Annotated in this window: 19 protein-coding genes; 11 read left to right on the top strand and 8 right to left on the bottom strand. The window is 72.6% G+C overall.

Annotated features, from left to right (window positions below):
• The first annotated feature begins 88 nt into the window (after nt 1–88).
• Entirely contained in the window at nt 89–751 is a 663-nt protein-coding gene (locus ACFQ7Q_RS01955; RefSeq protein WP_383548466.1) for a DUF4097 family beta strand repeat-containing protein, read from the top strand.
• A gap of 127 nt (nt 752–878) precedes the next feature.
• Here ACFQ7Q_RS01955 and ACFQ7Q_RS01950 read toward each other — a convergent pair whose 3' ends face one another.
• From ACFQ7Q_RS01950 to ACFQ7Q_RS01935, 4 genes are all read right to left on the bottom strand, one after another.
• A complete protein-coding gene (locus ACFQ7Q_RS01950; RefSeq protein WP_383548464.1) occupies nt 879–3,536 on the bottom strand; it encodes a non-ribosomal peptide synthetase in 2,658 nt (885 codons plus the stop codon).
• Between the two features lie 103 nt (nt 3,537–3,639).
• Complete coding sequence (locus tag ACFQ7Q_RS01945; RefSeq protein ID WP_383548461.1) at nt 3,640–4,470, bottom strand: SDR family oxidoreductase; 831 nt, start codon at nt 4,468–4,470, stop codon at nt 3,640–3,642.
• On the bottom strand, nt 4,467–5,186 hold the full coding sequence (locus tag ACFQ7Q_RS01940; RefSeq protein ID WP_383548458.1) for a thioesterase II family protein: 720 nt from the start codon (nt 5,184–5,186) through the stop codon (nt 4,467–4,469). Before ACFQ7Q_RS01940 ends, ACFQ7Q_RS01945 begins: the two co-directional genes overlap by 4 nt.
• A 27-nt stretch (nt 5,187–5,213) precedes the next feature.
• Nucleotides 5,214–6,902 (bottom strand): condensation domain-containing protein, encoded by a 1,689-nt coding sequence (locus tag ACFQ7Q_RS01935; protein WP_383548456.1) that lies wholly within the window; start codon nt 6,900–6,902, stop codon nt 5,214–5,216.
• Between the two features lie 150 nt (nt 6,903–7,052).
• On the opposite strand from ACFQ7Q_RS01935, the gene ACFQ7Q_RS01930 reads away from it, so the two are divergent.
• The 6 genes from ACFQ7Q_RS01930 to ACFQ7Q_RS01905 all read left to right on the top strand — a co-directional run bounded on the left by ACFQ7Q_RS01930 (nt 7,053) and on the right by ACFQ7Q_RS01905 (nt 18,474).
• Entirely contained in the window at nt 7,053–7,997 is a 945-nt protein-coding gene (locus ACFQ7Q_RS01930) for a GNAT family N-acetyltransferase (RefSeq protein ID WP_383548453.1), read from the top strand.
• 121 nt (nt 7,998–8,118) lie between these two features.
• Nucleotides 8,119–8,859: a 2OG-Fe dioxygenase family protein gene (locus tag ACFQ7Q_RS01925; RefSeq protein WP_383548450.1), complete on the top strand. Its 741-nt coding sequence runs from the start codon at nt 8,119–8,121 to the stop codon at nt 8,857–8,859.
• Between the two features lie 83 nt (nt 8,860–8,942).
• Nucleotides 8,943–12,347, top strand: a complete 3,405-nt coding sequence (locus ACFQ7Q_RS01920) for an amino acid adenylation domain-containing protein (RefSeq protein ID WP_383548447.1) — start codon at nt 8,943–8,945, stop codon at nt 12,345–12,347.
• A 143-nt stretch (nt 12,348–12,490) separates the two neighbouring features.
• Nucleotides 12,491–16,252: an MFS transporter gene (locus ACFQ7Q_RS01915; protein ID WP_383548444.1), complete on the top strand. Its 3,762-nt coding sequence runs from the start codon at nt 12,491–12,493 to the stop codon at nt 16,250–16,252.
• 40 nt (nt 16,253–16,292) lie between these two features.
• Nucleotides 16,293–17,660: a glutamine synthetase family protein gene (locus tag ACFQ7Q_RS01910; RefSeq protein ID WP_383548441.1), complete on the top strand. Its 1,368-nt coding sequence runs from the start codon at nt 16,293–16,295 to the stop codon at nt 17,658–17,660.
• A 40-nt stretch (nt 17,661–17,700) separates the two neighbouring features.
• Nucleotides 17,701–18,474, top strand: coding sequence for a 3-oxoacyl-ACP reductase (locus tag ACFQ7Q_RS01905; RefSeq protein ID WP_329117638.1), 774 nt, complete (start codon nt 17,701–17,703; stop codon nt 18,472–18,474).
• A 106-nt stretch (nt 18,475–18,580) separates the two neighbouring features.
• Here ACFQ7Q_RS01905 and thpR read toward each other — a convergent pair whose 3' ends face one another.
• Entirely contained in the window at nt 18,581–19,150 is a 570-nt protein-coding gene (thpR, locus tag ACFQ7Q_RS01900; RefSeq protein ID WP_383548437.1) for an RNA 2',3'-cyclic phosphodiesterase, read from the bottom strand.
• Between the two features lie 33 nt (nt 19,151–19,183).
• Between thpR and ACFQ7Q_RS01895 the strand changes: the two genes are divergently transcribed.
• The gene (locus ACFQ7Q_RS01895) at nt 19,184–19,690 is read left to right on the top strand and encodes a GNAT family N-acetyltransferase (RefSeq protein ID WP_383548434.1); all 507 of its coding nucleotides are present in this window, start codon (nt 19,184–19,186) and stop codon (nt 19,688–19,690) included.
• Nucleotides 19,691–19,769: 79 nt separating this feature from the next.
• Here ACFQ7Q_RS01895 and ACFQ7Q_RS01890 read toward each other — a convergent pair whose 3' ends face one another.
• Together ACFQ7Q_RS01890 and ACFQ7Q_RS01885 are read right to left on the bottom strand one after the other, a co-directional pair.
• On the bottom strand, nt 19,770–21,107 hold the full coding sequence (locus ACFQ7Q_RS01890) for an MFS transporter (protein WP_383548431.1): 1,338 nt from the start codon (nt 21,105–21,107) through the stop codon (nt 19,770–19,772).
• Between the two features lie 27 nt (nt 21,108–21,134).
• Nucleotides 21,135–21,578, bottom strand: a complete 444-nt coding sequence (locus ACFQ7Q_RS01885; protein WP_329117645.1) for a MarR family transcriptional regulator — start codon at nt 21,576–21,578, stop codon at nt 21,135–21,137.
• 132 nt (nt 21,579–21,710) lie between these two features.
• On the opposite strand from ACFQ7Q_RS01885, the gene ACFQ7Q_RS01880 reads away from it, so the two are divergent.
• Entirely contained in the window at nt 21,711–21,911 is a 201-nt protein-coding gene (locus ACFQ7Q_RS01880; protein ID WP_362369521.1) for a ribbon-helix-helix protein, CopG family, read from the top strand.
• A 9-nt stretch (nt 21,912–21,920) separates the two neighbouring features.
• Here ACFQ7Q_RS01880 and ACFQ7Q_RS01875 read toward each other — a convergent pair whose 3' ends face one another.
• Nucleotides 21,921–23,378 (bottom strand): NCS2 family permease, encoded by a 1,458-nt coding sequence (locus ACFQ7Q_RS01875; RefSeq protein WP_383548428.1) that lies wholly within the window; start codon nt 23,376–23,378, stop codon nt 21,921–21,923.
• Between the two features lie 145 nt (nt 23,379–23,523).
• Here ACFQ7Q_RS01875 and ACFQ7Q_RS01870 point away from each other — a divergent pair, with 145 nt between their 5' ends.
• Nucleotides 23,524–23,793 (top strand): DUF2530 domain-containing protein, encoded by a 270-nt coding sequence (locus ACFQ7Q_RS01870; protein ID WP_383548425.1) that lies wholly within the window; start codon nt 23,524–23,526, stop codon nt 23,791–23,793.
• Nucleotides 23,794–23,916: 123 nt separating this feature from the next.
• The gene (locus ACFQ7Q_RS01865) at nt 23,917–26,322 is read left to right on the top strand and encodes a cation-translocating P-type ATPase (RefSeq protein ID WP_383548422.1); all 2,406 of its coding nucleotides are present in this window, start codon (nt 23,917–23,919) and stop codon (nt 26,320–26,322) included.
• Nucleotides 26,323–26,341 lie beyond the last annotated feature (19 nt).

The raw sequence follows: 26,341 nt of genomic DNA, 5'->3' as shown, positions 1-26,341 counted from the left end.
TTGCCAGATCAATGAACGCAACGTAGCTTTTCCCTCATCGGAAACAGCGGGTCGACAGAACGCCCGCCGTAGAAGCAGGAGAAGAGTCATGCAGAAGTTCGACACCCCCGCCCCCGTCTCCACCGTCCTCGACATCCCGGCCGGCCGCGTCCAGATCATCGCCGCCGACCGCAAGGACACCGTCGTCGAGGTCCGGCCCAGCAACGCCTCGAAGAGCCGCGACGTGAAGGCGGCGGAGCAGACCACGGTCGAGTACACCGACGGAGCCCTGCGGATCGCCGTACCGGCGAAGAACCAGTACCTCGGCCCTTCCGGATCCATCGAGGTCACCGTGCAGCTGCCCGCCGGCTCCCACGTCGAGGGGAAGGCGGCGAGCACCGAGTTCCGGGCCGTCGGCCGCCTCGGCGACATCGCCTTCGACGGCGCCTACCACCACATCAAGATCGACGAGGCCGCGAGCCTCCGCCTCACCGCGGTCGACGGCGACGTCCAGGTCGGCCGGCTGAGCGGCCCGGCGCGGATCAGCACCATGAGGGGTGACATCCGGATCGCCGAGGCGATGCGCGGCACCGTCGTACTGAGCACCCAGCAGGGCGACATCGCGGTCGGCGCCGCCGCCGGCGTCTCGGCCTCCCTGGACGCCGGCACCTCGTCGGGCCGCATCAGCAACGGGCTCAGGAACGACGGCGCCCCGGAACTCGACATCCACGCGACCACGTCCCAGGGCGACATCGCCGCCCGCAGCCTGTGACCCGCGACCCGTCACGCCCCAGGGCGGCGCACCCCGACTTCCGGTCGGCGTACGCCGCCCTGTCGGCGTTCCCGGCCGTCCCCTCGCCGACGGCGGTTCCGTCGGTCCCCGGGACGACCGCTCTCCCTCACTCGCCGGAAGCGAACCGGGCCAGCCCGGCCGGCGTACGGAGGCGGTACACCTCACGGACACCGACGACGAGGTCGCGGTCCTTCAGCAGCCGAACGATCCGCAGCGCGAGGAGTGAGTTGCCGCCGAGCTCGAAGAAGTCGTCGTCCGGCCCCACCTCGGCGTGGAACAGCTCCCGCCAGACGCCGAGCACACCGTCCAGCGCCGGGGCGCCGGCGGACGCGGGCGCCGTGGGCGCCGCGACCGGGCCGGTCTCCGGGGTCTTGTGCGGCGCGGTGTCGGGCGCGGTGTCGGGCGCCGGGAGACGGGCCGTGTCCACCTTGCCGTTGACGGTCAGCGGCAGCGCGTCCACCCGGGTCAGGGTCGTCGGCATCATGTACTCGGGGAGCACACGCGCGGCGTGCCGCCGCACCTCCGCCGTGTCCGCGCCGTCGAGGACCGTGTACGCGTCCAGCCGCACCTCCCCGGCCGCGTCCCGGCCCAGCACCACGGCCGCCGCGACGACGGCCTCGTGGGCGAGCAGGACGTTCCTGATCTCGCCCAGTTCGATGCGGTAGCCCCGCACCTTCACCTGGTCGTCGAGACGGCCCAGGTGTTCGAGACGACCGTCCGGGAGAAGCATGCCGAGGTCGCCGCTGAGGTAGAGACCGCCGGTGCCGTCGGGATCGGCGACGAAACGGCGGGCGGTGAGCTCGGGCTGGTTCAGGTACTCCAGGGCCACCCCGTCGCCGGCCACCGCGATCTCGCCGGGCGAGCCCGGAGGCAGCAGCCTGCCCCGGCCGTCCAGGACCCGCACGGACCAGCCCGGGATCGCCCGGCCCACGGAGCGCGAGCCGGAGAGCGCCTCGGCGCGGGTGACGGTCTGCGCGGTGACGTGCACGGTCGTCTCGGTGATGCCGAACATGTTGACCACCCGGCACGTCGACTCCGGGTGCGCGTCGAACCAGGGGGTCAGCGACCGGGCGTCCAGCGGCTCTCCGCCGAAGATCACCAGCCGGAGGTCCAGCGGACCCCGCGCCGGCGCGCGCTCCAGTTCGAGGAGGCGGCCGAAGGCCGACGGCGTCTGGTTGAGGACGGTCACCCGCTCCTTGGCGAGCAGCTCACGGAAGTCCTCGGGCGAACGGCAGGTCCAGTACGGGACGACCACGAGCCGTCCGCCGGTGAGCAGGCACCCCCAGATCTCCCACACCGAGAAGTCGAAGGCCGCCGAGTGGAACCAGGACCAGACGTCGTCCGGACCGAGGCCGAAGTCGGGACCGGTGGCGCTCAGCAGGTCGGAGACGTTGCGGTGCGGGACGACCACCCCCTTGGGCCGGCCCGTGGAACCCGAGGTGTAGATCACGTAGGCGGGGTCGTCGGGCCCGGTGCCGGAGGCCGGCGGCTCCTCGGGCGCACCCTCGGCCAGCTCCTCCAGACGGGCCAGGGGAACGGCCGTTCCCGCCGCGAACGGCGTCGTCTCCGTCTGCGCGATGCCGACCAGGACGACCTTCAGGCCCGCGTCCTGCGCGGTGTAGGCGAGGCGTTCGGCCGGACTGGTGGGGTCCATGGGTACGTAGACGGCGCCGGCGGTCAGGACGGCGAGCAGGACGACGACCAGATCGGCGCCACGGTCCAGGCAGACCCCGACCCGGTCGCGCGGGGCGACCCCGAGGCTCCGCAGGGCGTGGGCCAGGCGGCCCGCCCTGCCGGCGAGCTGACGGTAGGTCACCGTGGTGTCTCCGTCGACCAGGGCGACGGCGTGGGGGTCGGCCGCGGCGCGGGCCAGCACCTGCTCGTGCAGGGTTCCCGCGCGGCGGCCGGCGGGACGCGGGGTGGCGCCCAGGTCGAGGATGCGGCGCCGTTCGCCGGCGTCGACGACCTCCGCCTCGGCGAGCCGGCGATCCTGATCGCCGTTGGTCAACTCAACCACGGCGGCGCCGAGTTGACGTACGAGAACGCCCGCCCGCCAGTCGGGGACGTCCTGCGGCCGGTACCAGGCGGTGACGGAGCGCGGGGTGACGTGCACGGTCAGGACGTGCCGGGGGTCGAGCGGGGGCAGGTGGTGCGGGTGCGGGTCCACGCGCACGGCGTAGCGGATGCCGTCGGCATCGGAACGCCGGTCGTCCGCCCGCGCGCGGTACTCCGCGACCGTACGGTCCTCGTCGGCCTCGTCGGGCAGGGCGGCGGTGTACGCCTCCCCCTCCTCCGTGTGGACATCGAGGACCGGCCGCTGCGCGGCACAGGTCCGGGCCAGGACCAGCCCGAACGCGGCGACCAGGTCGGCGGTCGGGACGTCCGGGATCTCGACGGGAAGCACGGCGAGGGCCCCGTCGAGGGGCGCGGGGGCGGGGACCGGTGCGGGCTCGGCCGGACCGTCCCCGACCAGCGCGGTGGCGAGCGAACCGAGCGGCCGGTCGCCGGCCAGCACGAGCTCGCGCACGCCGTCCGTGTACTCCAGCACCACGGCCCGCGCGTCCGCCCCGCCGAGGGGCGCATGCAGCTCGGCGGCGCGCCGCCGCTCGGCGAGGGGTCCGTCCGACGGCCCGCCGACGGGATCGGTCCACAGCCGCACGCCGTCCACGCGTCCACCGACGACGGCGCCACGGGGCACCCGGTAGACGGCTCCGTGAGGGGACATCCCGCGCCCGACGGCGCCTGCGGCACGCTCCGATGACACGTCAACTCCTGAAGATCCTGGAAGAAAGGGGAAGGACAGATCCGGCCGGGCGCCGGACACCGGGCCCGGGGCCCCGAGAGCCGGGGCCTTCGACCGACGGTGCTCAGCGGATGCTGTAGCCGCCGTCGACGGTGACCACGCTGCCGGTCGCCGACCGGGACTCGTCCGTCGCGAGCCAGACCACCGCCCCGGCCACGTCCTCGGCCTCCACGAGGGCGTTCGTCGGTTGCTGGGTGATGAACGCCTCCTCGTGCTCGGCCGGGTCGAGGCCGATGCTGCGGCCGATCTCCGCGAGCATCCGGCCCTCGCCGTGGCCGGTGTCGCGCACCGAGCCGGGGCAGACCGCGTTGACCCGTACCCGGTACGGCGCGTAGTCCAGCGCCGCAGCCCGGGTCAGGCCGATCAGACCGTGCTTGGAGGCGACGTACCCGGCGAAGTTGCGGTAGCCGACAAGACCCGCGGTGGAGGCGATGTTGACGATGGAGCCGGCCCGTCGCCGGGTCATCCCGGGGCCGACCGCCTTGATCAGGCGCCAGGGCGCGTTGAGGTTGGTGTCCATCATCATGGACCAGTCGCTCTCGCCGACCTCGTGCACGATGCGCCCCGAAGGCCCGGCGATCCCGGCGTTGTTGACGAGGACGTCCACCTTCCCGAAGCGGGCCTCGGCCTCGGCGACGACCCGCTCCGCCTCCTCCTCCCGTCGCACGTCGGCGCGTACGGTCAGGACCGCGGCGCCCCGCTCACGGCACAGCCGCGCCGTGTGCTCCAGCTGGGCGGCCGACGCCATCGGGTACGGCACCTCGGCCACCTCGGCCGCGATGTCGACCAGGACGAGCGCGGCCTGCTCCTCTGCCAGCGCGAGCGCGCACGCCCGCCCGATGCCGCGTCCCGCGCCGGTGACGACGGCGCACTTGCCGGTCAGCCGGCCGGTCACGAGGCCGCTCCGCCGGCGGTGGCCGCCGCGACGAGGCCGAGCAGCGCGGCCCACTCGTCGACCAGGTACATGTGCCCGCCGTCGATCTCCGTCTGGTCGAAGCCGGCCGAGGTGATCTCCCGCCATTCGGCGAGCTCGGCCGCCGAGACGAGGTCGTCGGAGCGGCCGCGCACGGCGAGGACCGGGACGTCGATCGGACCGGCGGCGGTGTGGACGTAGTTCTCGTGCATCGCCACATCCGTCCGCAGCGTGGGCAGGATCAGCTCCCGCAGCTCCGGCTCGTCGAGGGCGGGGTGCTTGTAGCCCGCGATCTCGGCGACACCGGCGACGAAGTCGTCGTCGGACAGCCCGGTGACCCGCCCGGCCCGCGGGGTCCCTGGCCGGTTGGAGCCGCTCACCACGAGGGTCGCCGCGATGTCGGGCGCCTTCTCGGAGAGCCTGCGGACGGTCTCGTACGCGAGGAGCGCGCCGTAGCTGTGGCCGAAGACGGCCACGCGCTCGGCGCCGTCGACCTCGGCCAGCAGCTCGGGCACGATGCGCGCCATGAGGGTGTCCAGGTCGGTGCACTCCTCCTCCATGAGCCGGCGCTCGCGGCCGGGGAGCTGCACGGGAACGACCCGCAGGTCGTCGCGGTGGCCGAGCCAGGGGTGGAAGAAGCTGGCGCCGGCCCCGGCAGGGGGGAAGCACAGCACGGGAACGGGTACGGACGTGGACATGTCTCTCCAGGGTTCGGTTCAGGCGGTTCAGACGGCGGCCGGGCCGGTACTGGCGTCGGCCTCGTCGGCCTGTTCCGCCGCCAGCGCCTCGAGCAGCCGCCAGGCGACCTCCTCGACGGTGAAGTTCGCGTACAGGTCGCGGACCGCGAGCCCGATGCCGAACTCCTCGCGCAGCCGGGCCGTCAGCCGGACCGCGGCCAGCGACTGACCGCCGAGGTCGAAGAAGTTGTCGTGCACCCCGACGCGTTCCCGGCCGAGGAGCTCGCCCCAGATCAGGGCCACCTCCTCCTCCAGGGGCGTGCGCGGCGCCACATACGCGGCCGGTCCGCCGACGGCCTGCGGGGACACGGCGGCCGGGGCCGGGGACGAGGCCTCCGGAGCGAACCGCGCCGGCTCCGCGGGGCCCTTGAGGCCCGGGATCCGCGACAGGGGCCGCGACGAGAGGTCGGCCAGCCACTCCCACGCCGCCAGGAGGTCCTCGCCCAGCGCCGCCACCGTGGCCGCGTCGAACAGCGCGCTGTCGTACTCCAGCACTCCGTGCAGCGCCTCGGAGCCGGGCCGCAGGTCGAGGACGAGCGGGGCCTTGGCCGTGCCGATACCGACCGGGATCTGTTCCCACTCCAGGCCCGCCGGGCTCCAGTTCTCCTCGCGAGGGGACTGGAGCACCATCATGACCCGGCCGTCAGCGGTCCGTTCGCGCTCGGTGCCCGGCACGCCGATCAGATGCGCGGCCTGCTCGTAGGGCAGCTCCTCGTGGTCGTACGCGCCGAGGCAGGTCTCCCGCACGCGGGCGAGCACCGTGCGGGCGTCCGGGTCTCCGGAGAGGTCGGCCCGCAGCAGCAGAGGATTGACGAAGTACCCGATGATCTCTTCGAGTTCGGGGCGGGAGCGTCCGGAGACGGGGGAGAGAACCGTCACGTCCTCCTGCCCGCACCACCGGCCGAGCAGGGCGTCGAAGCCGGCGAGCAGGATCATGAACAGGGTCGCGTCGCCGTCACGGGCCGCCGCCTCCAGCCGGGCGCGCAGCGGGGCCGGCACCGTGAACTCGTGCAGGCCGCCGGCCGAGGGGCCGGGCTCCGCGCCCTCCGCCGGCCGGGGAAGAGCGAGGGGGGCCGCGCCCGCCAGCCGCCCGGACCAGTAGTCGGTCAGCCGGTCGAGCCGCGCGCCACTCAGCAGGTCACGCTGCCAGACCGCGAAGTCGGCGTACTGGATGGGAAGTTCGGGGAGCTCCAGCGGCTCTCCCGACACCTCGGCGGCGTAGTGCAGCAGCAGTTCGCGCAGCAGGATCGCCGTGGACTCGCCGTCGGTGATGATGTGGTGCATCACCAGCACGACGACATGGTGGTCCGCCGCGAGCCGCAGCAGCCGCAGACGCACCAGCGGACCCGCCGCCAGGTCGAACGGCGCCTCGATCTCACGCTGGACGAGCGCGTCCACCTGCTCCGCGGTCACGTCGACCACCGGCACGGTCAGCGGCGGGACCGGGCCGATCACCTGGACCGGCACCCCCGCGTCGAGCCGGAAGACCGTCCGCAGCGTCTCGTGGCGCGCGGCCACCGCGTTGAGCGCCGCCGTCAGGGCCGGTACGTCGAGCGCGCCGCGCAGCCGGACACCCGCGACCACGTGGTAGGCCGAGCGGCCGGGGTCGATCTGGTGCTGCAGCCAGAGGCTCTGCTGGGCGAACGACGTGGTGATCGCCAGCGACTGCTCAGCCATCGGGGGTGGACCTCCTGGGTCGGACGGGGACCGGTCCACCGCATCCTGTGCGCTCCCGTGCCCGCGCCGGGAGTCGGGAAGACCCCTGACTGACCGGGCGCGTCACGCGATGCCAGAGTTGCTGCCTCCATACTTCACGGAGGCCCCCACATGCAGTACCGCCCGATGAACGAGAGCGATCTGGACGCCGTCCTCGCCTGGGACGTCAAGGAGCCCGTCTCCTGGATCGACGCCGACCGCTACCGCCAGGAGACCGCGGCCCGGCAGTGCCGCCCCGAGTGGACGTGGATCGCGGAGGAGGACGGCCGGATCCTCGCACGGGCCCTGTGGTGGGGCCGCTCCGACAGCGAGCGCCCGATCACCCTCGACTGCCTGACCGTCCACGAGTCGGTCGCCGATCCGGCCGCCGTCGCCGCCGAGCTGCTGGGCGCGGCGCACGCGGTCTTCGCCGGGCAGGGAGCCGCCACCCCGCCCGCGTACAACATCATGCTTCCGCAGGACGAGGGCGACGAGGCCGGCCGCGCCGCGGCCGCCGCCTGGCGCGAGGAGGCGGCCCGGCGCGCCGGGCTGAGCGAGCGGATCCAGCGGCTGCGGTTCGAGTGGGCGCCGGAGGCCGGTGTCCCCGGGCCCTCGGACCGGCTCGTGTTCACCGCCGAGCCCGACGACGAGGCGTTCGTCGAGGTGTTCCGTCAGGTCGCGCGCGGCAGCCTGGACAGCGAGACCATCGCCAACGTCGCGTCCATGGGCGAGGAAGGCGCCGCCCGCGACGACCTCGAGTTCTACACGGGCTGCCCCGGCAAGCGGGAGTGGTGGCGGCTCGCCCACACCCCGGACGGGCAGCTCGCCGGCTTCGCGATCCCGTCCCGTACCCCGTACGGGCCGAACGTCGGCTACCTCGGCGTGGTCCCCGAGCTGCGCGGCCGACGCTACATCGACGACGTCCTCGCCGAGATCACCCGCTTCCACGCGGGTGAGGGCGCCGAGCGGATCACCGCCACCACGGACTCCACCAATGTCCCGATGGCGAACGCCTTCCGTCGCGGCGGATACCGCGTCAGCGAGATCCGCGTGATCCTCGCGGCGCCCGCCGCCTGACCCGTCCGGACGGCGCTGTCAGGGGTTCCCCCGACTGCTGCGGATCGGTGGGCGCGGCCAGGATCGGAAGCGTGGAGGTACGGACGGACCGTGCTCCCGATCCAGTGAGAGGCAGCCCACCGTGTCCGACGCGTTCGCCCCGACCACGCTTGCCCCCGCCGAGTCCGGCGCGGCGGACGAACTGTCCGCCCAGGGGTACCACCTGCTGTCCGCCGCCCCGCAGTCCGAGCTCGTCGGCGCCGGCGCCGAGGACTGGGCCCGCTTCGCCCGCCACTGGGACGACCTCACCGTCGACCGCTACATGCGCGACAACGGCACCTACCGCTACCGCCGTTACGGTCACTTCCACCTCGACGCCGCAGCCGGGACGCTGACCGCCCAGCCGCACGCCCCCTACGCGCAGGACCTCACCGTCAACCCGCTCAACGGCGGCCAGCAGCGCCACTTCGACCCGCTCACCGAGGAGTTCCTCGCCGATCCGCTGACGCGGGCGACGGTGCTCACCCTGGGCCGGATCTTCTCCGCCGCCGAGGGCGTCTCGAAGTGGGACGTGAAGCTGCACCCGTTCCGCATCGTGACCAGCCCCGGCCAGGTCGGCAAGCCCGCCCCGCAGGGCAGGCACCGCGACGGCTCGACGTACGTCACGTCGCTGCTGGTCAACCGGCACAACATCATCGGCGGCGAGTCCTCCCTGTACAGCGAGGACGGTGAGCAGCTGTTCGCCGTGACCCTGGCCGAGCCGGGCGACCAGCTCCTGGTGGACGACCGCCGCGTCCTGCACGACGTCACCGCTCTGCAGCCGGTCGACCCCACGGCGCCGGCCCACCGCGACGTGCTGATCGTCGACTTCGACCTGCTCTGAGCCGCGCCCGAGCACCCCACCACCCCCGCCGCCCGCCGCCCGCCGCCCGCCGCCGACCATGACGCCCCAGGAGTGACCGACCGATGTCCGAGTTGAACCGCGCGATCAGCGAGCTGTCCCCGGAGCGGCGCGCCCTGCTGAGCCTGCGGCTCGCCCGGGGACGGGCGCGGCAGGACGCCGTGCCCCGGCTGCCGCGCACGCCCGGCGTCAGCCGCCACCGCGCCTCCCAGGGCCAGGAGCGGCTGTACTTCCAGCACGAGCTGGCCCCCGACGCCGTCACCTACCTGCTGCCCATCGTGCTGCGGCTGCGCGGCGCGCTGGACGAGGACGCCCTGCGCACGGCCCTGGGGACCGTGGTCGACCGGCACGAGGCGCTGCGCACCGGCTTCGAACTGACCCCCGACCAGGGCCTGACGCAGGTCGTCCACGACCCGGGCGCGGTCACCGTCGACCTGGTCGCCGAGGACGTGGCCGCCACCGACGTCGACGTCCTGGTGGAGGAACTCACGACACGGCCGTTCGACCTCGCGGTGCCCGGCCTGCTGCGCGCGGGGCTCTGGCGGCTCGGCGAGGACTTCCAGGGGACCCGCGGCTGGGTGTTCGCCCTGTGCGTGCACCACATCGCGGTCGACGGCTGGTCCCTCGGCGTACTGGTCGACGAGCTGATGGAGGCGTACACCGCGGCCGCCGAGGGCCGCGCCGCCGTCCTGCCCGAACTGCCGGTGCAGTACGCGGACTTCGCCGCCTGGCAGCGCGAGCGCACCGACGGCGAGGAGGCCGGGCAACACCTCGCGTACTGGCGCGAGGCCCTGGCGGGCGCCTCCGAGCTGCACCTGCCCGGCGACCGGGCCCGCCCCAGCGAGCCCTCGTACCGGGGCGGCGCCGTGCCGCTGCGGCTCTCCCCCGACCTGACCGCCCGCCTCACCGCGCTGGGACAGTCCGAGCAGACCACCCTGTTCAGCGTCCTGCTCGCCGCGTACGCGGTCGTCCTGCACCGCTGGTCCGGCCAGCGGGACCTGGTCGTCGGCGCTCCCGTCGCGGGCCGCTCGCGCCCCGAACTGGAGCGTCTCGTCGGCTTCTTCGTCAACACCCTGCCGCTCCGTCTCGACGTGGACGGCGCCGCCCCGTTCCGCGCGCTGCTGCGCCAGGCTGGCGCACGGACGCTGGCCGCCATGAGCCACCAGGACGTCCCGTACGAGCGGATCGCGCAGGCGACCGGCGACGGGCAGGCCGCCGGCCGGGGCGGCGCGCTGCTGCACACCCTGCTCGCCCTGCGCAACGTGCCCTTCGGCGAACTGCGGCTGCCCGGCGTCGAGGTGGAGATCGCCGACACCACCAGCGCGGGCGCCGACCTGGACCTGACCCTGGAGTTCTCGCCGACCCCCGACGGCGGTCTGTCCGGCTGGCTCGGCTACGCCCTCGACCTCTACGACGCGGACACCGCCGCCCGGCTCGGCGAGGCCGTCGAGACGGTCCTCGCCGCGGTCGCCGCCGACGGCTCCGCGGACGTCCGCGAGCTGCCGGTGATGTCCGACGTCCAGCGTGACCGGCTCCTGGCGATGAGCGGTCCGGCCGGCGCGGCCGGCCCGCCCCGGCTGCTCACCGACTGGTTCGCCGACCAGGTCGCCGCCACCCCCGACGCGGTGGCCGTCATCGCCGATTCCGGCGACGACACCGTCCCGTCCCCCTCCCTGACCTTCCGCGAGCTGGACGAGCGGTCCAGCCGGCTGTCGCACTGGCTCCGGGACACCGGCGTGCGCACCGAGGACCGGGTCGGCCTGTGCCTGCCGCGCGGACTCGACTTCATGGTGGCGCTGTTCGGCGTGTTCAAGGCCGGCGCCGTGTACGTCCCGCTGGAGCCGGACCACCCCGCCGACCGCCACGAGCAGCTCATCCGCGACGCCCGTACGGTCCGGGTGCTGACCCTCGCCGAGCTGGCCGACCGGATCCCGGCCGTCACCCCGCCCGGTCGCGACAGCGCGGTGGAGACCGTCGCCCTCGACACCCTGGGCGCCGCCCTCGCCGAGCTTCCGGCCACCCGGCCCGACCTCGCGCTCACCCCGGACAACGCGGCCTACGTCCTCTACACCTCGGGCTCGACCGGACAGCCCAAGGGTGTCGTCGTACCGCACCGCGCGATCTCCAACCGGGTGCGCGAGATGATCGACTCGATCGGCTTCGGACCGGACGACACCGTCCTGCACAAGACCCCGATCACCGCCGACCCCTCGCTGTGGGAGATCCTGGTACCGCCGCTGAGCGGCGCCCGGCAGGTGATGGCCCTGCCGCGCCGGAACACCGACGCCCGCTACGTCCACGAGGTGCTGGTCCGCCACGGGGTCACGGCCACCGACTTCGTCCCCTCGACGCTCCGCCCGGTGGTCTCCGAGCCCGGCTTCGCGGAGGCCGCGCGCACCCTGCGCATTGCGCAGAGCGGCGGTGAGGAGCTGACCGCCGAACTCGCCGGCCGGTTCCTCGAACTCGCCCCGCACGCCGACCTCTACAACTGCTACGGCCCCACCGAGTCCACCATCGACGTGGCCATGCACCGGGTGCCCGTCCCGGTCCCGCAGCCGGTGCCGATCGGCTCGCCCATCGCGGGCGTGAAGCTGTACGTCCTGGACGAGCTCGGCCGCATCCAGCCGATCGGTGTGGCCGGAGAACTCCTCATCGGCGGCGTGCAGTTGGCCCGTGGATACCTCGACCGACCCGGGCAGACCGCGGAACGCTACGTGCCCCACCCCTTCGCGCCCGGCGAGCGGCTGTACCGCACCGGCGACCGGGCCCGCTGGAAGGCGGACGGCACGCTGGAGTTCCTCGGCCGGCTCGACCACCAGGTCAAGATCCGCGGCTACCGGGTGGAGCCCGCCGAGGTGGAGACCGCGCTGCGCACCCACCCGTCGGTCGCCGAGGCCACCGTCCTCGCCCTGCCCGACCGCCAGGGCGACCTGAGCCTGGCCGCCTACGTCACGGCCGCGGAGGGCGCGACCGTGCCGGGCGCGGACGCGCTCCGCCGCCACCTCGGCCGGATCGTCCCGACCCCGATGATCCCGTCCTCGTACACCGTCCTCGACGCCTTCCCGCTGACCCCGAACGGCAAGGTCGACCGCGCGGCGCTGCCGCTTCCCGGCGCCGGAGGCCCGGCGACGGGCGCGGAGCGGGTGGCGCCGTCGGACGACGTCCAGCGGGTCCTCGCCGGCGTCTGGGAGCAGGCGCTCGACGTGCCCGGCATCGGCGTGCACGACGACTTCTTCACCCTGGGCGGCCACTCGCTGCTCGCGACCCTCGTGGTCTCCAACATCCGGCAGCTGTTCCGGATCGAACTGCCCCTGCACTTCTTCATCGAGGCGCCGACCGTGGCGTCCCTCGCGGACCTGGTCCGCGCGCAGGGCGCGGAGGCCGGAATCGACATCGACCGCGTCGCCGAGCTGGTCCTGACGGTGCAGCGCATGTCCGCGGCCGAGGTGGACGCGGGCCTGCGCGCCTGACCCGCCTGCCCGTCCCCGGGCCCGTACGCCCGCCGTCGACCGACGGCGGCCGGCCCCCACGCGGTGGCCGACCACCACTCGCACGGGACCCGGTCCCACCGGCCCCAGCCCACCCCGACCCGACCCGACAGAAAGGCCAGACCGTGGCGACGCAGACCATGGCGCCGGCGGCCGCGAGCCGCGGCGGATTCGCCGGCGGCTTCCGCCGCCTGTGGAGCGCCACCACGCTCTCCGGGCTCGGCGACGGCATCCGGATCACCGCGTTCGCGGTCTTCGCCGCCGCGCTGACCGAGGACCCGTTCCTGGTGGCGCTGGTGACGGTGGCCTCGCGGCTGCCCTGGCTGTTCGTGGGGCCCTTCGCCGGGACGCTCGCCGACTCCGTCGACCGATGGCGGGCGCTGTGGCTCTGCGACCTCGCGCGAGCCGCGGTCATCGGGCTGTTCGCCCTGCTGGCGTTCACCGGGGGCGTGGGCATCACGGTCCTGGCCGTCACCGCGTTCGTCCTCAGCTCCATCGAGACGCTCGCGGAGAACCTGTCGCAGGCGGTCGTGCCCGATGTGGCGGGCGGGGCCTCGCTGGACTCGGCCAACAGCCGCCTGATGGGAGGACAGTTCGTCACCACCGAGTTCCTCGGAGCGCCCCTCGGAGCGTTCCTGTTCTCCACCTCGCACGCGCTGCCCTTCGCCCTGGACACGATCTCCTTCGGACTCTCGGCGCTCCTGATCCTCTCGATCCGCCGTTCGGGCGCGGCGGGCACCGGGGCCGCGAAGGACACGGCGGTCGCGCCGGCCGAGCGGATGACCTTCCGCAGGCTGCGGGAGCAGACCGCCGAGGGCATCCGCTGGCTGCGCGGCCACCGCACGCTGCGCACCGTCTGCGTACTGATCGGGACGCTGAACTTCTCGATCCTGGCCGTGCTGTCCATCGCCGTCCTGTACGCCCTGGAGACCCTGGGCATCGGCGAGAACGCGTACGGACTGCTCATGGTCCTCGTCGCGGTGGGCGGACTCGTCGGCCTGCTCGTCGCGCCGCTCGTGGTGAAGCGGATCGGCCGTGGCCGCACCCTCCAACTGGCTTTCGCGCTCTGCCCGCCGGCCTTTCTGGTCCCCGGCCTGACGAACGACCCCTTCCTCGCCGCCGGCACGCTGAGCCTGGTCGGCGCCGCCATCTCGCTCGCCAACGTCGTCACCATCTCGCTGCGTCAGGTCCTGGTCCCCACGGAGCTGTTCGGCCGCGTCAACGGCGCCTACCGGCTCGTCGTCAACGGCGTGTCCCCCGTCGGCGGCCTGATCGGCGGCGTGGTCGCGGACCACTTCGGGCTGCGGGCCCCGTTCCTGATGTCGGCGGCCCTGATGACCGCCGTGACGGTGACGGCGCTGGTGATGCTGCCGCCGAGCAGCCTCGACATCGAGCCGCACCGGGACAAGGCCGACGACAGCGACGACGACACGCACGACGGCGGCACCACTCCCACCGAGGCTCCCACGGCCGAAGACCCGGCGACGGACCCGGCCGCGCCCGCCGCGCGGAACGTGCCCGAGACCCCCACGAAGGCGTCCCGTGTCGCGGCGCGCCCCCGCCGCCGCGCACAGGCCCTGGTGGTCGCGCTCGCCGCCACCGCCGCCGCCGTCAGCGCCTGGACCACCGTCGCCGCACCGGCCCCGCTCCCCGCCGACGCCCCCGCGAGCGCCTTCTCGGCCGAGCGCGCCCATGCGAAGCTCGCCTCGCTCTCCGACCTCCCCCACCCTCTCGGCACCGCCGAGCACCACAAGGTCCGCGACCGGATCGTCGCCGAACTCCGCTCCCTCGGGCTCACCCCCCGTGTCGACAGCGCGGTCAGCACCGACACCGGCTCGGGGGCGGCCCTCTCCGCCCACGTCCAGAACATCAGCGCCACCCTGCCGGGCACCCACTCGACCGGCCGCGTGCTGCTGGTCGCGCACTACGACTCCGTCGAGATCGGCCCCGGCGCGTCCGACGACGGCCTCGGCGTCTCCTCCCTCCTGGAGTCCGCCCGCGCGCTGACCTCCGGCCCCGCCCCGCGCAACGACATCACCTTCCTCTTCACGGACGGCGAGGAGCCGGGCCTGATGGGCGCCCGGGCGTTCACCGCGGCCGGCGTCACCGACCCCGACCGCACCGTGGTGCTCAACCTGGAGGCGCGCGGCACGTCCGGGCGCGTGGTGATGTTCGAGACCGGCGCGCACAACAGCGCCCTGATCCCGACGCTGGCCGAGGAGCCTCCGGTCGCCACCTCGTTCTCGTACGAGATCTACCGTCTGCTGGCGCAGGACACCGACCTCTCCGAGCTTCGCCGCACCGGCCTGACCGGCCTCAACTTCGCGGTGCTCGGCGGCTCCGCGAAGTACCACACCCCGCAGGACAACCTGGCGAACGTCGACCGCTCCAGCCTCCAGGACATGGGCTCCAGCGCCTTGTCCTCGGCCCGCGCGCTCGCCGCGAGCGACCTCGGACAGGTCGCCGGGCACTCCGACGCCACCTACTTCAGCCTCTTCGGCCTGCTGCTGCACTACCCGGCCGCGCTGGTCCTGCCGCTCGCCGGAACGGCCGTGCTCGGCCTCGCGGCCGCCCTGTGGTTCGCCCGCCGGCGCGGGGCGATCCGGCTGCGGGCCGTCGGGGCGGTGGTCGGCGGCCTGCCGCTGCCGCTGCTCGGCGCCGCCGCCACCGGTTGGCTCGGCTGGGAGCTGCTCACCCTGCTCCGCCCGGACTACCGGGGCCTCATGCTGGGCGACCCGTACCGGCCGGAACTCCCCGCGCTCGGTCTGACCCTCGTGGCCGTGGCACTGACCTGGGCGTGGACCGCGTTCCTGCGCCGCGTCCGACGGCACCGTGCCGGCCGCCCGGCCCGCACCGCCCGTACCGGCCTCGAACTGGCCGCCGGAGTCACCGCCCTCTTCACGCTCCTCGCCCTGGTCACCGCGCTCGTCTTCCCCGGCGCCTCGTACCTCTTCGTGTGGCCCGCGCTGGCCGGCGCGACCGGTCTCGTCATCTCCGCCCGGATGTCCGGCCGTTCGCCGTGGCGCGGTGCCTGCGCGGCGCTCGCAGCGATCCCCGCCGCCGCGCTGCTCACCCCGATCGTGCTCATGCTCTTCACGACCGTGGGCCTGGTGTACGCCTCGGTGCCGCTGGCCGTCGTCGTCCTCGTGGCCGCTCCCGTCGTCGTACCGGCCACCCCGGTGCTGCCGGGCCGGCGCGTCCTGGCCGGCTTCTGCGCGGCGGTGCTCCTCGCCGGCGCCCTGCTCGGCGCCGGAGTGGTCGTCGACCGGACCGATGCGCGCCACCCCGCCCAGGTCAGCCTGATGTACGCGGTGGACGCCGATGCCGGCACGGCCCAATGGCTCAGCGACGGCGGGAACCCCGACCCGTGGGTCGCCCGGTACGTGACCTCCGACGCGACCGGCCTCGTACGCCGCTTCCCGCCCCTGACCGAACCCGACACCTGGCGGGTCGGCCCGGCGCCGGCGGCTGCCGTGCCGCTGCCGACCCTGGATGTCCGTGAGGACCGGAAGGGGGCCGACGGGGTCCGCACCCTCACCCTGCACCTCGGCGCACAGCACGGCACGCCCACCCAGCTGATGCTGTACGCCGACACCGACCGGGCGGAGGTCGTCGGCGCGCGGCACGGCGCGACGGACCTCCCGGGCGGTCGCAATCGCAGCCCCGAGGCCGGAGCGTGGGGATGGGGCTTCATCATGGCCGCGCCCGGCACGCAGGGCACCGACGTCACCCTGCGCGTACGGGGTGAAGGACCGCTGCCCCTGCGGGTCGTGGCCCAGACCCCGACCCTGCCCGCCGAGGCCCTGCGCGTCCCGCGCCCGGCGACCGTGACCTGGTCCGGCGAGGCGTCCGGGATCACCCTCGCCACCCGTGCCTACACCCTCTGAGCCCGCCGCAGACCGCAACCGCAGAACCGTGGAGTAGATCATGACGAAGCGCACAGGGATGCTCGGCCTCGACGAGCTCCGCGAGCGCGTGGCGGCCGGGGAGATCGACACGGTCGTCCTCGCCTTCACCGACATGCAGGGCCGCCTCCAGGGCAAGCGGCTGTCCGCCGAGTACTTCCTCGACGAGGTCGCCGAGGGGCACACGGAGGGCTGCAACTACCTGCTGGCCGTGGACGTCGAGATGAACCCCGCCGACGGCTACGCCATGTCCTCCTGGGACCGCGGCTACGGGGACTTCGTCCTCGTACCCGATCTCTCGACGCTGCGGCTGCTGCCCTGGCACGAGGGCTCCGCCCTGGTCCTCGCCGACCTCCGGTGGGAGGGCGGCGACCCGGTCGCCGCCTCGCCCCGTCAGATCCTGCGCGCACAGACCGACCGGCTGGCCGCCCGCGGCTGGCAGGCGATGGTGGGCACGGAGCTCGAGTTCGTCGTGTACGAGGACACCTACGAAGAGGCGTGGCGGAAGAACTACCGCGACCTGACGCCCGCCAACCAGTACAACGTGGACTACTCGGTCCTCGGCACCTCCCGGGTCGAACCGCTGCTGCGCCGCATCCGCACGTCGATGACGGCGGCCGGCATGTACGTGGAGTCGGCGAAGGGCGAGTGCAACCTCGGCCAGCACGAGATCGTCTTCCGCTACGCGACGGCCCTGACGAGCTGCGACAACCACGCCGTCTACAAGACGGGCGCGAAGGAGATCGCCGCACAGGCGGGCCGCAGCCTCACGTTCATGGCCAAGCCCAACGAGCGCGAGGGCAACTCCTGCCACATCCACATCTCCGTGCGCGCCGAGGACGGCACCCCGGTCCTGGCCGGCGACGGTCCCGGGGGCCTCTCCCCGCTGGGCGAGCACTTCCTGGCCGGCCAGCTGGCCGCCCTGCGCGAGCTCACGCTCTTCTACGCGCCGAACATCAACTCGTACAAGCGCTTCGTCCCCGGCAGCTTCGCTCCCACGACCGTCAAGTGGGGTGTGGACAACCGGACCTGCGCGCTGCGCCTCGTCGGCCACGGCCCCTCGCTGCGGGTCGAGAACCGGCTCCCGGGCGGCGACGTCAACCCCTACCTCGCGGTGGCCGCCCTCATCGCCGCCGGCCTGGACGGCATCGACCGCGCCCTGCCCCTGGAGCCCGTCCACGAAGGCAACGCCTACGCCGCCGTGGACGCGCCGCACGCCCCCCGCGACCTGAGGGAGGCACTGGAGCTGTGGGAGAACAGCGCACTGGCCGCCCGGGTCTTCGGACCGGACGTCGTGGCCCACTACGCCAACCACGCCCGGCAGGAGCTGGCCGCCTACGACCGGGCGGTCACCGACTGGGAACTGCGCCGCGGCTTCGAACGCCTCTGACCCTCACCCGTACGCACACGAAGGAACGGACACCACCACCATGAACATGAATCTCCGGCTCCAGGACCGGGTCGCCGTCGTGACCGGTGCGGGCAGCGGCATCGGCCTCGCCACCGTGCGCCGCATGGCCGCCGAGGGCGCGAAGATCGTCGTCGCCGACGTCGACCCCACCGCCGGACAGGCGGCGGCGGACGAGACCGGCGGCCTGTTCGTCAGGACGGACGTCACGGACGAGGCCGACGTGCGGCGCATGTACGAGGAGGCGTTCCGGGCGTACGGCCGCATCGACATCGCCTTCAACAACGCGGGCATCTCGCCCCCGGACGACGACTCGATCCTCACCACCGGCCTCGACGCCTGGCGCCGCGTCCAGGAGACCAACCTCACGTCGGTCTTCCTGTGCTGCAAGTACGTGATCCCCTACATGCAGCGCCAGGGCAAGGGCTCCATCATCAACACGGCCTCGTTCGTCGCCCGCATGGGCGCGGCGACCTCGCAGATCTCGTACACCGCCTCCAAGGGCGGCGTCCTCGCGATGACGCGGGAGCTGGGTGTCCAGTTCGCGCGCGAGGGAATCCGTGTGAACGCCCTCTGCCCGGGACCGGTCAACACGCCACTGCTGCGGGAACTGTTCGCCAAGGACCCGGAACGCGCCGCCCGTCGTCTGGTCCACATCCCCACGGGCCGGTTCGCCGAGCCGGAGGAGATCGCCGCCGCGGCCGCGTTCCTGGCCAGCGACGACTCGTCGTTCGTCACGGCCTCGGACTTCCTGGTGGACGGCGGCATCGCGGGGGCGTACGTCACCCCGGAGTGATCCGGGGCTACTGGCCGACCACGGAGGCCACGGCGATCATCGCGAACATCAGGACAAGCACACCGGCCATGATCCGGTTACGGGTTTTGGGATCCACCCTTCGAGGTTAACCCGCCCGTCCCAGCGGCCATGCGCCGACCGTCTCGTACCGCGGCTGCTCCCCCGGCACACCGCCGCCCGGAAGGTTGCTGCGGACCAGCGCCAGCTCGGGGACCTGCCAGCGGCTGCCCTCGAATCGGGCCATCGCGTCGACGAACGGCCGCAGGTCGAGGCCGGCGCGCGAGCGCGCGAGCGTCAGGTGCGCCTGGTAGCGGCGGTGCTCGTCCATCGGCACGCCCGCGCGGCGGGCGGCGGCGTCGGCGCGCTCGGCGAGCAGGCGCATCTCGTCGAGGTCCCCGGCGGCCCCCGTCCACAGCACCGCCCGGCCGAAGTGTCCGCCGCCGTGCAGCCGCAGGGCGAACGGCGGAGTGCGGTGGGCGGCGCGGGCGAGCCGCTCGTGGAGCTCGGGGAGCAGCTCGTCGTCGACCTCGCCCATGAAGGCGAGCGTGAAGTGCCAGCCGGGCCGTGTCGTCCAGCGCAGGCGCCCGGCGTCGGGCAGGTGGGACAGGCGGTCCACGACGTGGGCGAGTTCGGTCAGCTGCTCCGGGGGCGGCAGTACGGCAGCGAAAAGCCTCATGCGCAGAGTGTGTCAGCGGCTACCGTCGACCGGATGGAGATCACCATCAGGAAGGGCGGGGCGGACGACGTCCCCGCGATACTCGCGATGCTCGACAGCGCGGTCGTCTGGCTCAACAGCCAGGGGATCACCGACCAGTGGGGCACCGAGCCGTGGTCGACCCGCGCGAAGGCGGTGAGCCTGGTCGAGAAGATCGTCTCCGAGGGCACCCCGTGGATCGCCGAGATCGACGGCCTCCCGGCGGGAACGGTCACGCTGACCCCGCACCCGGCGTCGTACGTGGCGCCTGCGGACGAGCCCGAGGTCTACGTCCACATCCTGGCGACGGACGCGCGCTTCCACGGCCGGGGCGTGGGCGCGGCGCTGCTCGCCCACGCGGTGGACGAGACCCGGCGCCAGGGCCTCTCGCTGCTCCGGGTGGACTGCTTCGCGGGCAGCGAGGGCCGGCTGGTGTCGTACTACGAGAGCCAGGGCTTCACACGGACGGACCCGTTCACGGTGGGCGACTGGCCGGGCCAGGTGCTGGAGCGGCGCGTCTGACGACACCGGGGGCGGGCCCCGCGCGTCCGACGACACCAAGGGCGGGCCCCGTCCCCCGGGACCCGTCCCCCCTGGCGGCCTACGCCGCCGTCGCCAAGCGCTCGCGTTCGACGAACCGGACCCGCGGATGCCCGTGGTGCCAGCCGAACGCCATCTTCAGGCCGCCCACCCGCGCGAGCACCAGGCCCACCACGCCCGCCGCCACGAGCGAGACCAGGCCCCCCGTCGCGAAGCCCACCCGTGGGCCGTACGTGTCGGTGATCCAGCCGAGCAGCGGCGCGCCGATCGGGGTGCCGCCCGCGAAGACCATCATGTAGAGGCTCATGACCCGCCCCCGCATGACCGGGTCCGTCGCCAGCTGGACCGCCGAGTTCGCGGTGATGTTGACCGTGAGGCCGAACATGCCGATCGGGACGAGCAGCAGCGCGAACAGCCAGAACGACGGCGAGAGCGCCGCCGCGATCTCCAGCACGCCGAAGACCACCGCCGCGACCACCAGCATCCGCAGCCGTGTGGAGCCGCGCCGCGCCGCCAGGAGCGCGCCGGCGAGCGAGCCGGCCGCCATGAGGGTGTTCAGGAAGCCGTACGTCCCCGCGCCCACGTGGAAGATGTCGTCGGCGAAGGCCGTGAGCCAGATCGGGAAGTTGAACCCGAAGGTGCCGACGAAACCGACGAGGACGATCGGCCAGATCAGGTCCGGCCGGCCGGCCACGTACCGCAGGCCCTCCCTCAGCTGGCCCTTGCCCCGCGGTGCGCGCTCCACCTTGTGGAACTCGGCGGGCCGCATCATCAGCAGCCCGGCCAGCGGGGCCAGGAAGAACAGGCCGTTGAACAGGAACGACCAGCCGCTGCCGACGGTGGCGATCAGCAGACCGGCGACCGCCGGACCGACGAGCCGGGCGGACTGGAAGTTCGCGGAGTTCAGCGAGACGGCGTTGCGCAGCTGGGCGGGGCCCACCATCTCGGAGACGAAGGACTGCCGGGCCGGGTTGTCGACCACGGTGACCATGCCGAGCAGGAAGGCGATCAGGTAGACGTGCCAGACCTGGATGTGTCCGGAGAGCGTCAGGACGGCCAGCGCGAGCCCGCAGAGACCGAGCGCGGCCTGGCTGATCAGCAGGATGCGCCGCTTCGGGTAGCGGTCCGCGAGGACACCGCCGTACAGGCCGAAGAGCAGCATCGGGAGGAACTGCAGCGCCGTGGTGATGCCGACGGCGGCAGCGGATCCGGTGAGGCTCAGGACCAGCCAGTCCTGGGTGATACGGGCCATCCAGGTGCCGGTGTTCGAGACGATGGCACCGGTGAAGAACAGCCGGTAGTTCCGGATCCTGAGCGAGGAGAACGTGCCGCCTCGCCCGGGGGTGTGGGTGTCGGGTTTATGGACGGGTGCGGAGTCTGCTCCGGGTCCCGTACTCAAAGTGCGTCGCCTCCTCGGCGTCGGGGTCTAGAGGTGGGCGAGCTTCTCCAGGACGGGGGCGGCCGCGCGCAGCTTGGCCCATTCGTCCTCGTCCAGACCCTCGGCGAGGGACGCCAGCCAGGCGTTCCGCTTGCGGCGGGACTCCTCGAGCATGGCCTCGGCCCGCTCGGTCTGGCTGACGACCTTCTGTCGACGGTCGTCGGGATGCGGCTCCAGCCGGACCAGCCCCTTGGCTTCGAGCAGCGCGACGATGCGGGTCATCGACGGCGGCTGGACATGCTCCTTGCGGGCCAGCTCACCGGGGGTGGCGGAGCCGCAGAGCTTGAGGGTGCCGAGCACCGACATCTCGGTCGGGCTCAGCGACTCGTCGACTCGCTGGTGCTTGAGGCGTCGGCTCAGTCGCATGACGGCGGAGCGCAGCTCGTTCACGGCGGCGACGTCGTCGGCGGTGCCGTGGGACAGGTCAGGCATGTTCGTTAGCATAACTCATTACCCATTCTAAATACCACCCGGAATGCCCGTGACCGAATCTGTCACCCAAACGAGTGAGATGGATCCGGAAAGTGACGCACGGGGCCCGTTCCTGCCGCGACCCTGACGGGCATGGGATCGACCGTGCTCAGCCTGCGCATCGACGGTGAGCTGCTCGACCGTCTCAAGGGACATGCCGCCAAACGCGGAATGAGCGTCCAGGACTATGTCGTCCGGACGCTCATCCGCGCTGACTTCGACGATCGGTTCCAGACCGCCGTCGACGAGACGGAGAAGTTCTACGGGCTCAAGCCCACGAACGCTCCGTCATGACCGTGTGGGTCACGTGAGGCCGAGGGCCGGCATCGCGTAGTAGAAGACGAACACCGCCGACACGACGTACATCGCCACCGGGACCTCGCGGCCCCGGCCCGTCGCGAGCCGCAGAACGCTGAAGGCGATGAAGCCGATGCCGATGCCGTTCGTGATCGAGTACGTGAACGGCATCATCACCATCGCCAGGAACGCCGGCACCGCGATGGTGAAGTCGCTCCAGTCGATCTCCTTGATCGAACCGGCCAGGATCAGGAAGCCGACCGCGAGCAGCGCGGGCGTCGCCGCCTGGGACGGGACCATCGTGGCAAGCGGCGTCAGGAACAGCGCGACCGAGAACAGACCACCGGTGACCACCGAGGCGAGGCCGGTGCGCGCCCCCTCACCGACGCCCGCCGTGGACTCCACGAAGCAGGTGGTGGCCGAGGAGGAGGTGGCGCCGCCGGAGGCGACGGCCAGACCGTCCACGAGCAGCACCTTGTTGATGCCGGGGAAGTCGCCGTTCTTGTCGATCAGCTTCGCCTCGTCGCCGACGCCGAGGATCGTGCCCATCGCGTCGAAGAAGCAGGACAGCAGCACGGTGAAGACGAAGAGGACGCCGGTCAGCATCCCGACCTTCTCGAAGCCGCCGACCAGGCTCACCTCGCCGACCAGACCGAAGTCGGGCGAGGCCACCGGGTTCCCGGGCCAGGTCGGGGTGGTCAGACCCCAGGACGGGATGGTGGCGACCGCGTTGATCACCATCGCGACGATCGTCATCACGACGATGGAGATCAGGATGGCGCCCGGCACCTTGCGGATGATCAGCGCGAGGGTGAGCAGCGTGCCGAGGATGAAGACCAGGACCGGCCAGCCGTTAAGGTGACCGTCGCCGCCGAGCTGGAGCGGGACGGTGGTGTGCGCGGCGTCGGGGATACGGGAGACGAAGCCCGAGTCGACGAGGCCGATGAGCATGATGAAGAGACCGATGCCGATCGCGATGCCCTTGCGCAGGCCGACCGGGACGGCGTTCATCACGCGCTCGCGCAGGCCCGTCGCGACCAGCAGCATCACGACGAGACCTGCGAGGACGACCATGCCCATGGCGTCCGGCCAGGACATCTTCGGCGCGAGCTGGAGGGCGACGACGGTGTTGACGCCGAGTCCGGCCGCGAGAGCGATCGGGACGTTGCCGATGACACCCATGAGCAGCGTCGAGAAGGCCGCGGTGAGCACGGTCGCGGTGACCAGCTGGCCGCCGTCGAGCTGGTGCCCGTACATGTCCTTGGCGCTGCCGAGGATGATCGGGTTCAGCACGATGATGTAGGCCATCGCGAAGAAGGTGGCGAAGCCGCCTCGGACCTCGCGGGCGACGGTGGAGCCGCGCTCGGAGATCTTGAAGAAGCGGTCGAGTCCGGAGGTCGGTCGCTGCGGCGACTCGGGCGCGGGCTCGGGGGACGTGGCCGTGGCGGTGGCCGTGGTGCTCATGGGGTGGTTCCTCTTCGGGGCGTCCAATTTGGCGGTTCATACGAGAGAAACCCGCCAGAGGCAAACCGTTTCAGTATGAACACATGAACGAGCGAGCGTCTATCTCCGCGCGTAGACCCCTTTTCCCGCCGCCTAGACTGACCGCATGGCGAAGTGGACCCCCAAGCACGAGGCACCCGAGCCCCTGGAGGGGCCCGTCGTCGCCACCATCACCGGCGGCACGATCCTCTGGTTCGTACTCTTCCTCGTCCAGGTCCCCTTCTACGGCTGGTTCGACGACCGGGATCTGACCTGGTGGGTGTGGACCTGCCTGGCCGGCGCCGGCCTCGGGCTCATCGGCATCTGGTACGTGCGCAAGCGCGACGCCGCGATCAAGCGGCACGAGGCCGAGCGGAACGCCTCGCCCACCGCCTGATCCCGCCCCCTGGCCCTCTCCTCGATCTCCCGTAGTACCGCGGGACGATTTCCGTCCTCCCGCGGTCTGATGTTCACCCTTCTCGGCGGGTGAACGGCCGCTTCCGGTCGTACCGTCGAAAACATGACTCAGCGGGCGAAGATCGACACGGGCGGCAGTGAGATCGCGGACGAGCCCCCTGTCGTCCACCGCGTCGCCGGACTGACCTCCGCCGAGGTCGCGGAACGCGTCGCCCGTGGCGAGGTCAACGACGTCCCGGTCCGCTCCTCGCGCTCCACCGTCGACATCGTCCGCGGCAACGTCTTCACCCGCTTCAACGCGATCATCGGCGTGCTCTGGGTGATCATGTTCTTCGTCGCGCCGATCCAGGACAGCCTCTTCGGCTTCGTGATCGTCGCCAACACCGGCATCGGCATCATCCAGGAGCTGCGCGCCAAGAAGACCCTCGACAGTCTGGCCGTCATCGGCGAGGCGAAACCGACGGTCCGGCGCGACGGGGTCTCGGCCGAGGTCTCCACCTCCGGGATCGTCCTCGGCGACCTCATCGAACTCGGACCCGGCGACAAGGTGGTCGTCGACGGCGAGGTCGCCGAGGCCGACAGCCTGGAGATCGACGAGTCTCTGCTGACCGGCGAGGCCGACCCGGTGGTGAAGAAGCCCGGCGACAAGATGATGTCGGGCTCCTTCGTGGTCGCGGGCGGCGGCGCGTTCACCGCCACCAAGGTCGGGCGCGAGGCGTACGCGGCCCAGCTCGCCGAGGAGGCGTCCCGCTTCACCCTCGTCCACTCCGAGCTGCGCTCCGGCATCTCCACGATCCTCAAGTACGTGACCTGGATGATGGTCCCGACCGCGATCGGCCTCATCGTCAGCCAGCTCGTCGTCAAGGACACCGACTTCAAGGACTCCGTCGCCCGGACCGTCGGCGGCATCGTCCCGATGATCCCCGAGGGCCTCGTCCTCCTCACCTCCGTCGCCTTCGCGATCGGCGTGATCCGGCTCGGCCGCAAGCAGTGCCTCGTGCAGGAGCTGCCGGCCATCGAGGGCCTGGCCCGCGTCGACGTCGTCTGCCTCGACAAGACGGGCACGCTGACCGAGGGCGGCATGGACATCACCGAGCTGCGGGCCCTCGACGGAAGCGACGAGGAGTACGTACGGAAGGTCCTGGGCGCCCTCGGCGAGTCCGACCCGCACCCCAACGCCTCGCTCCAGGCCATCATCGACGCCTACCCCGATGCGGAGGACTGGCGCTGCACCGAGTCGCTGCCGTTCTCCTCCGCCCGCAAGTACAGCGGCGCGACGTTCAGCGAGGGCGACGGCGAGAGCTCCGCCTGGCTCCTCGGCGCCCCCGACGTCCTCCTGAAGGCCGGCGACCCGACGCTCGGCGAGATCGACCACCTCAACGAACAGGGCCTCCGGGTCCTCCTCCTCGCCCGGACGACCCGCGAGCTCGACTCCCCCGACGTGGCGCAGGACGCCGCCCCGACCGCGCTCGTCGTCCTCGAACAGCGGCTGCGCCCGGACGCCGCCGACACCCTCTCCTACTTCGCCGACCAGAACGTGGCCGCCAAGGTCATCTCCGGCGACAACGCGGTCTCCGTCGGAGCCGTGGCCGGGAAGCTCGGCCTGCCGGGGTACGAGAACACCGTCGACGCCCGCCACCTGCCCACCGAGCAGGCCGCGATGGCCGACGAACTCGACCGCAACGCGGTCTTCGGCCGCGTCACCCCGCAGCAGAAGCGGGACATGGTCGGCGCGCTCCAGTCCCACGGGCACACGGTCGCCATGACCGGCGACGGCGTCAACGACGTCCTCGCCCTCAAGGACGCCGACATCGGCGTCTCGATGGGCTCGGGTTCCGAGGCGACCCGGGCCGTCGCCCAGATCGTCCTCCTGAACAACTCCTTCGCGACCCTGCCGTCGGTGGTCGCGGAGGGCCGCCGGGTCATCGGCAACATCACCCGGGTGGCGACCCTCTTCCTGACCAAGACGGTCTACTCCGTCCTCCTCGCCATCCTGGTGGTCTGCTCCCAGGTCGAGTACCCCTTCCTGCCCAGGCACCTGACCCTGCTGTCCACCCTCACCATCGGCGTCCCCGCGTTCTTCCTCGCCCTCGCCCCCAACAAGGAGCGCGCGAAGCCGAACTTCGTGAGACGGGTGATGCGGTACGCGATCCCGGGCGGCATCGTGGCGGCGGCGGCCACCTTCACCACGTACCTCATCGCCCGCTCCCACTACAGCGGCCCGGGCGCCCTCGACGCGGAGACGAGCGCCGCCACCCTGACGCTCTTCCTGGTCTCCATGTGGGTCCTGGCGATCGTCGCCCGCCCCTACACCTGGTGGCGCATCGCCCTGGTCGCCACGATGGGCGGCGCCTTCCTCCTGGTCCTCGTCGTCCCCTGGCTCCAGGACTTCTTCGCCCTGAAGCTGGTGGGCGTCACGATGCCCTGGACGGCGGTCGCGATCGCGGCGGTCGGAGCGCTGCTCCTCGAGGTGGCGTGGCGCTGGGTGGACCGGAGATTCCCGGCTTAGGGGCCACGGACGGTGCGCG

This window comes from Streptomyces sp. NPDC056527 (assembly GCF_042794475.1).
Lineage (GTDB): Bacteria > Actinomycetota > Actinomycetes > Streptomycetales > Streptomycetaceae > Streptomyces.
The sequence above is the reverse complement of the archived record's forward strand: the minus strand, read 5'-3'. Positions and strand labels throughout refer to the sequence as shown.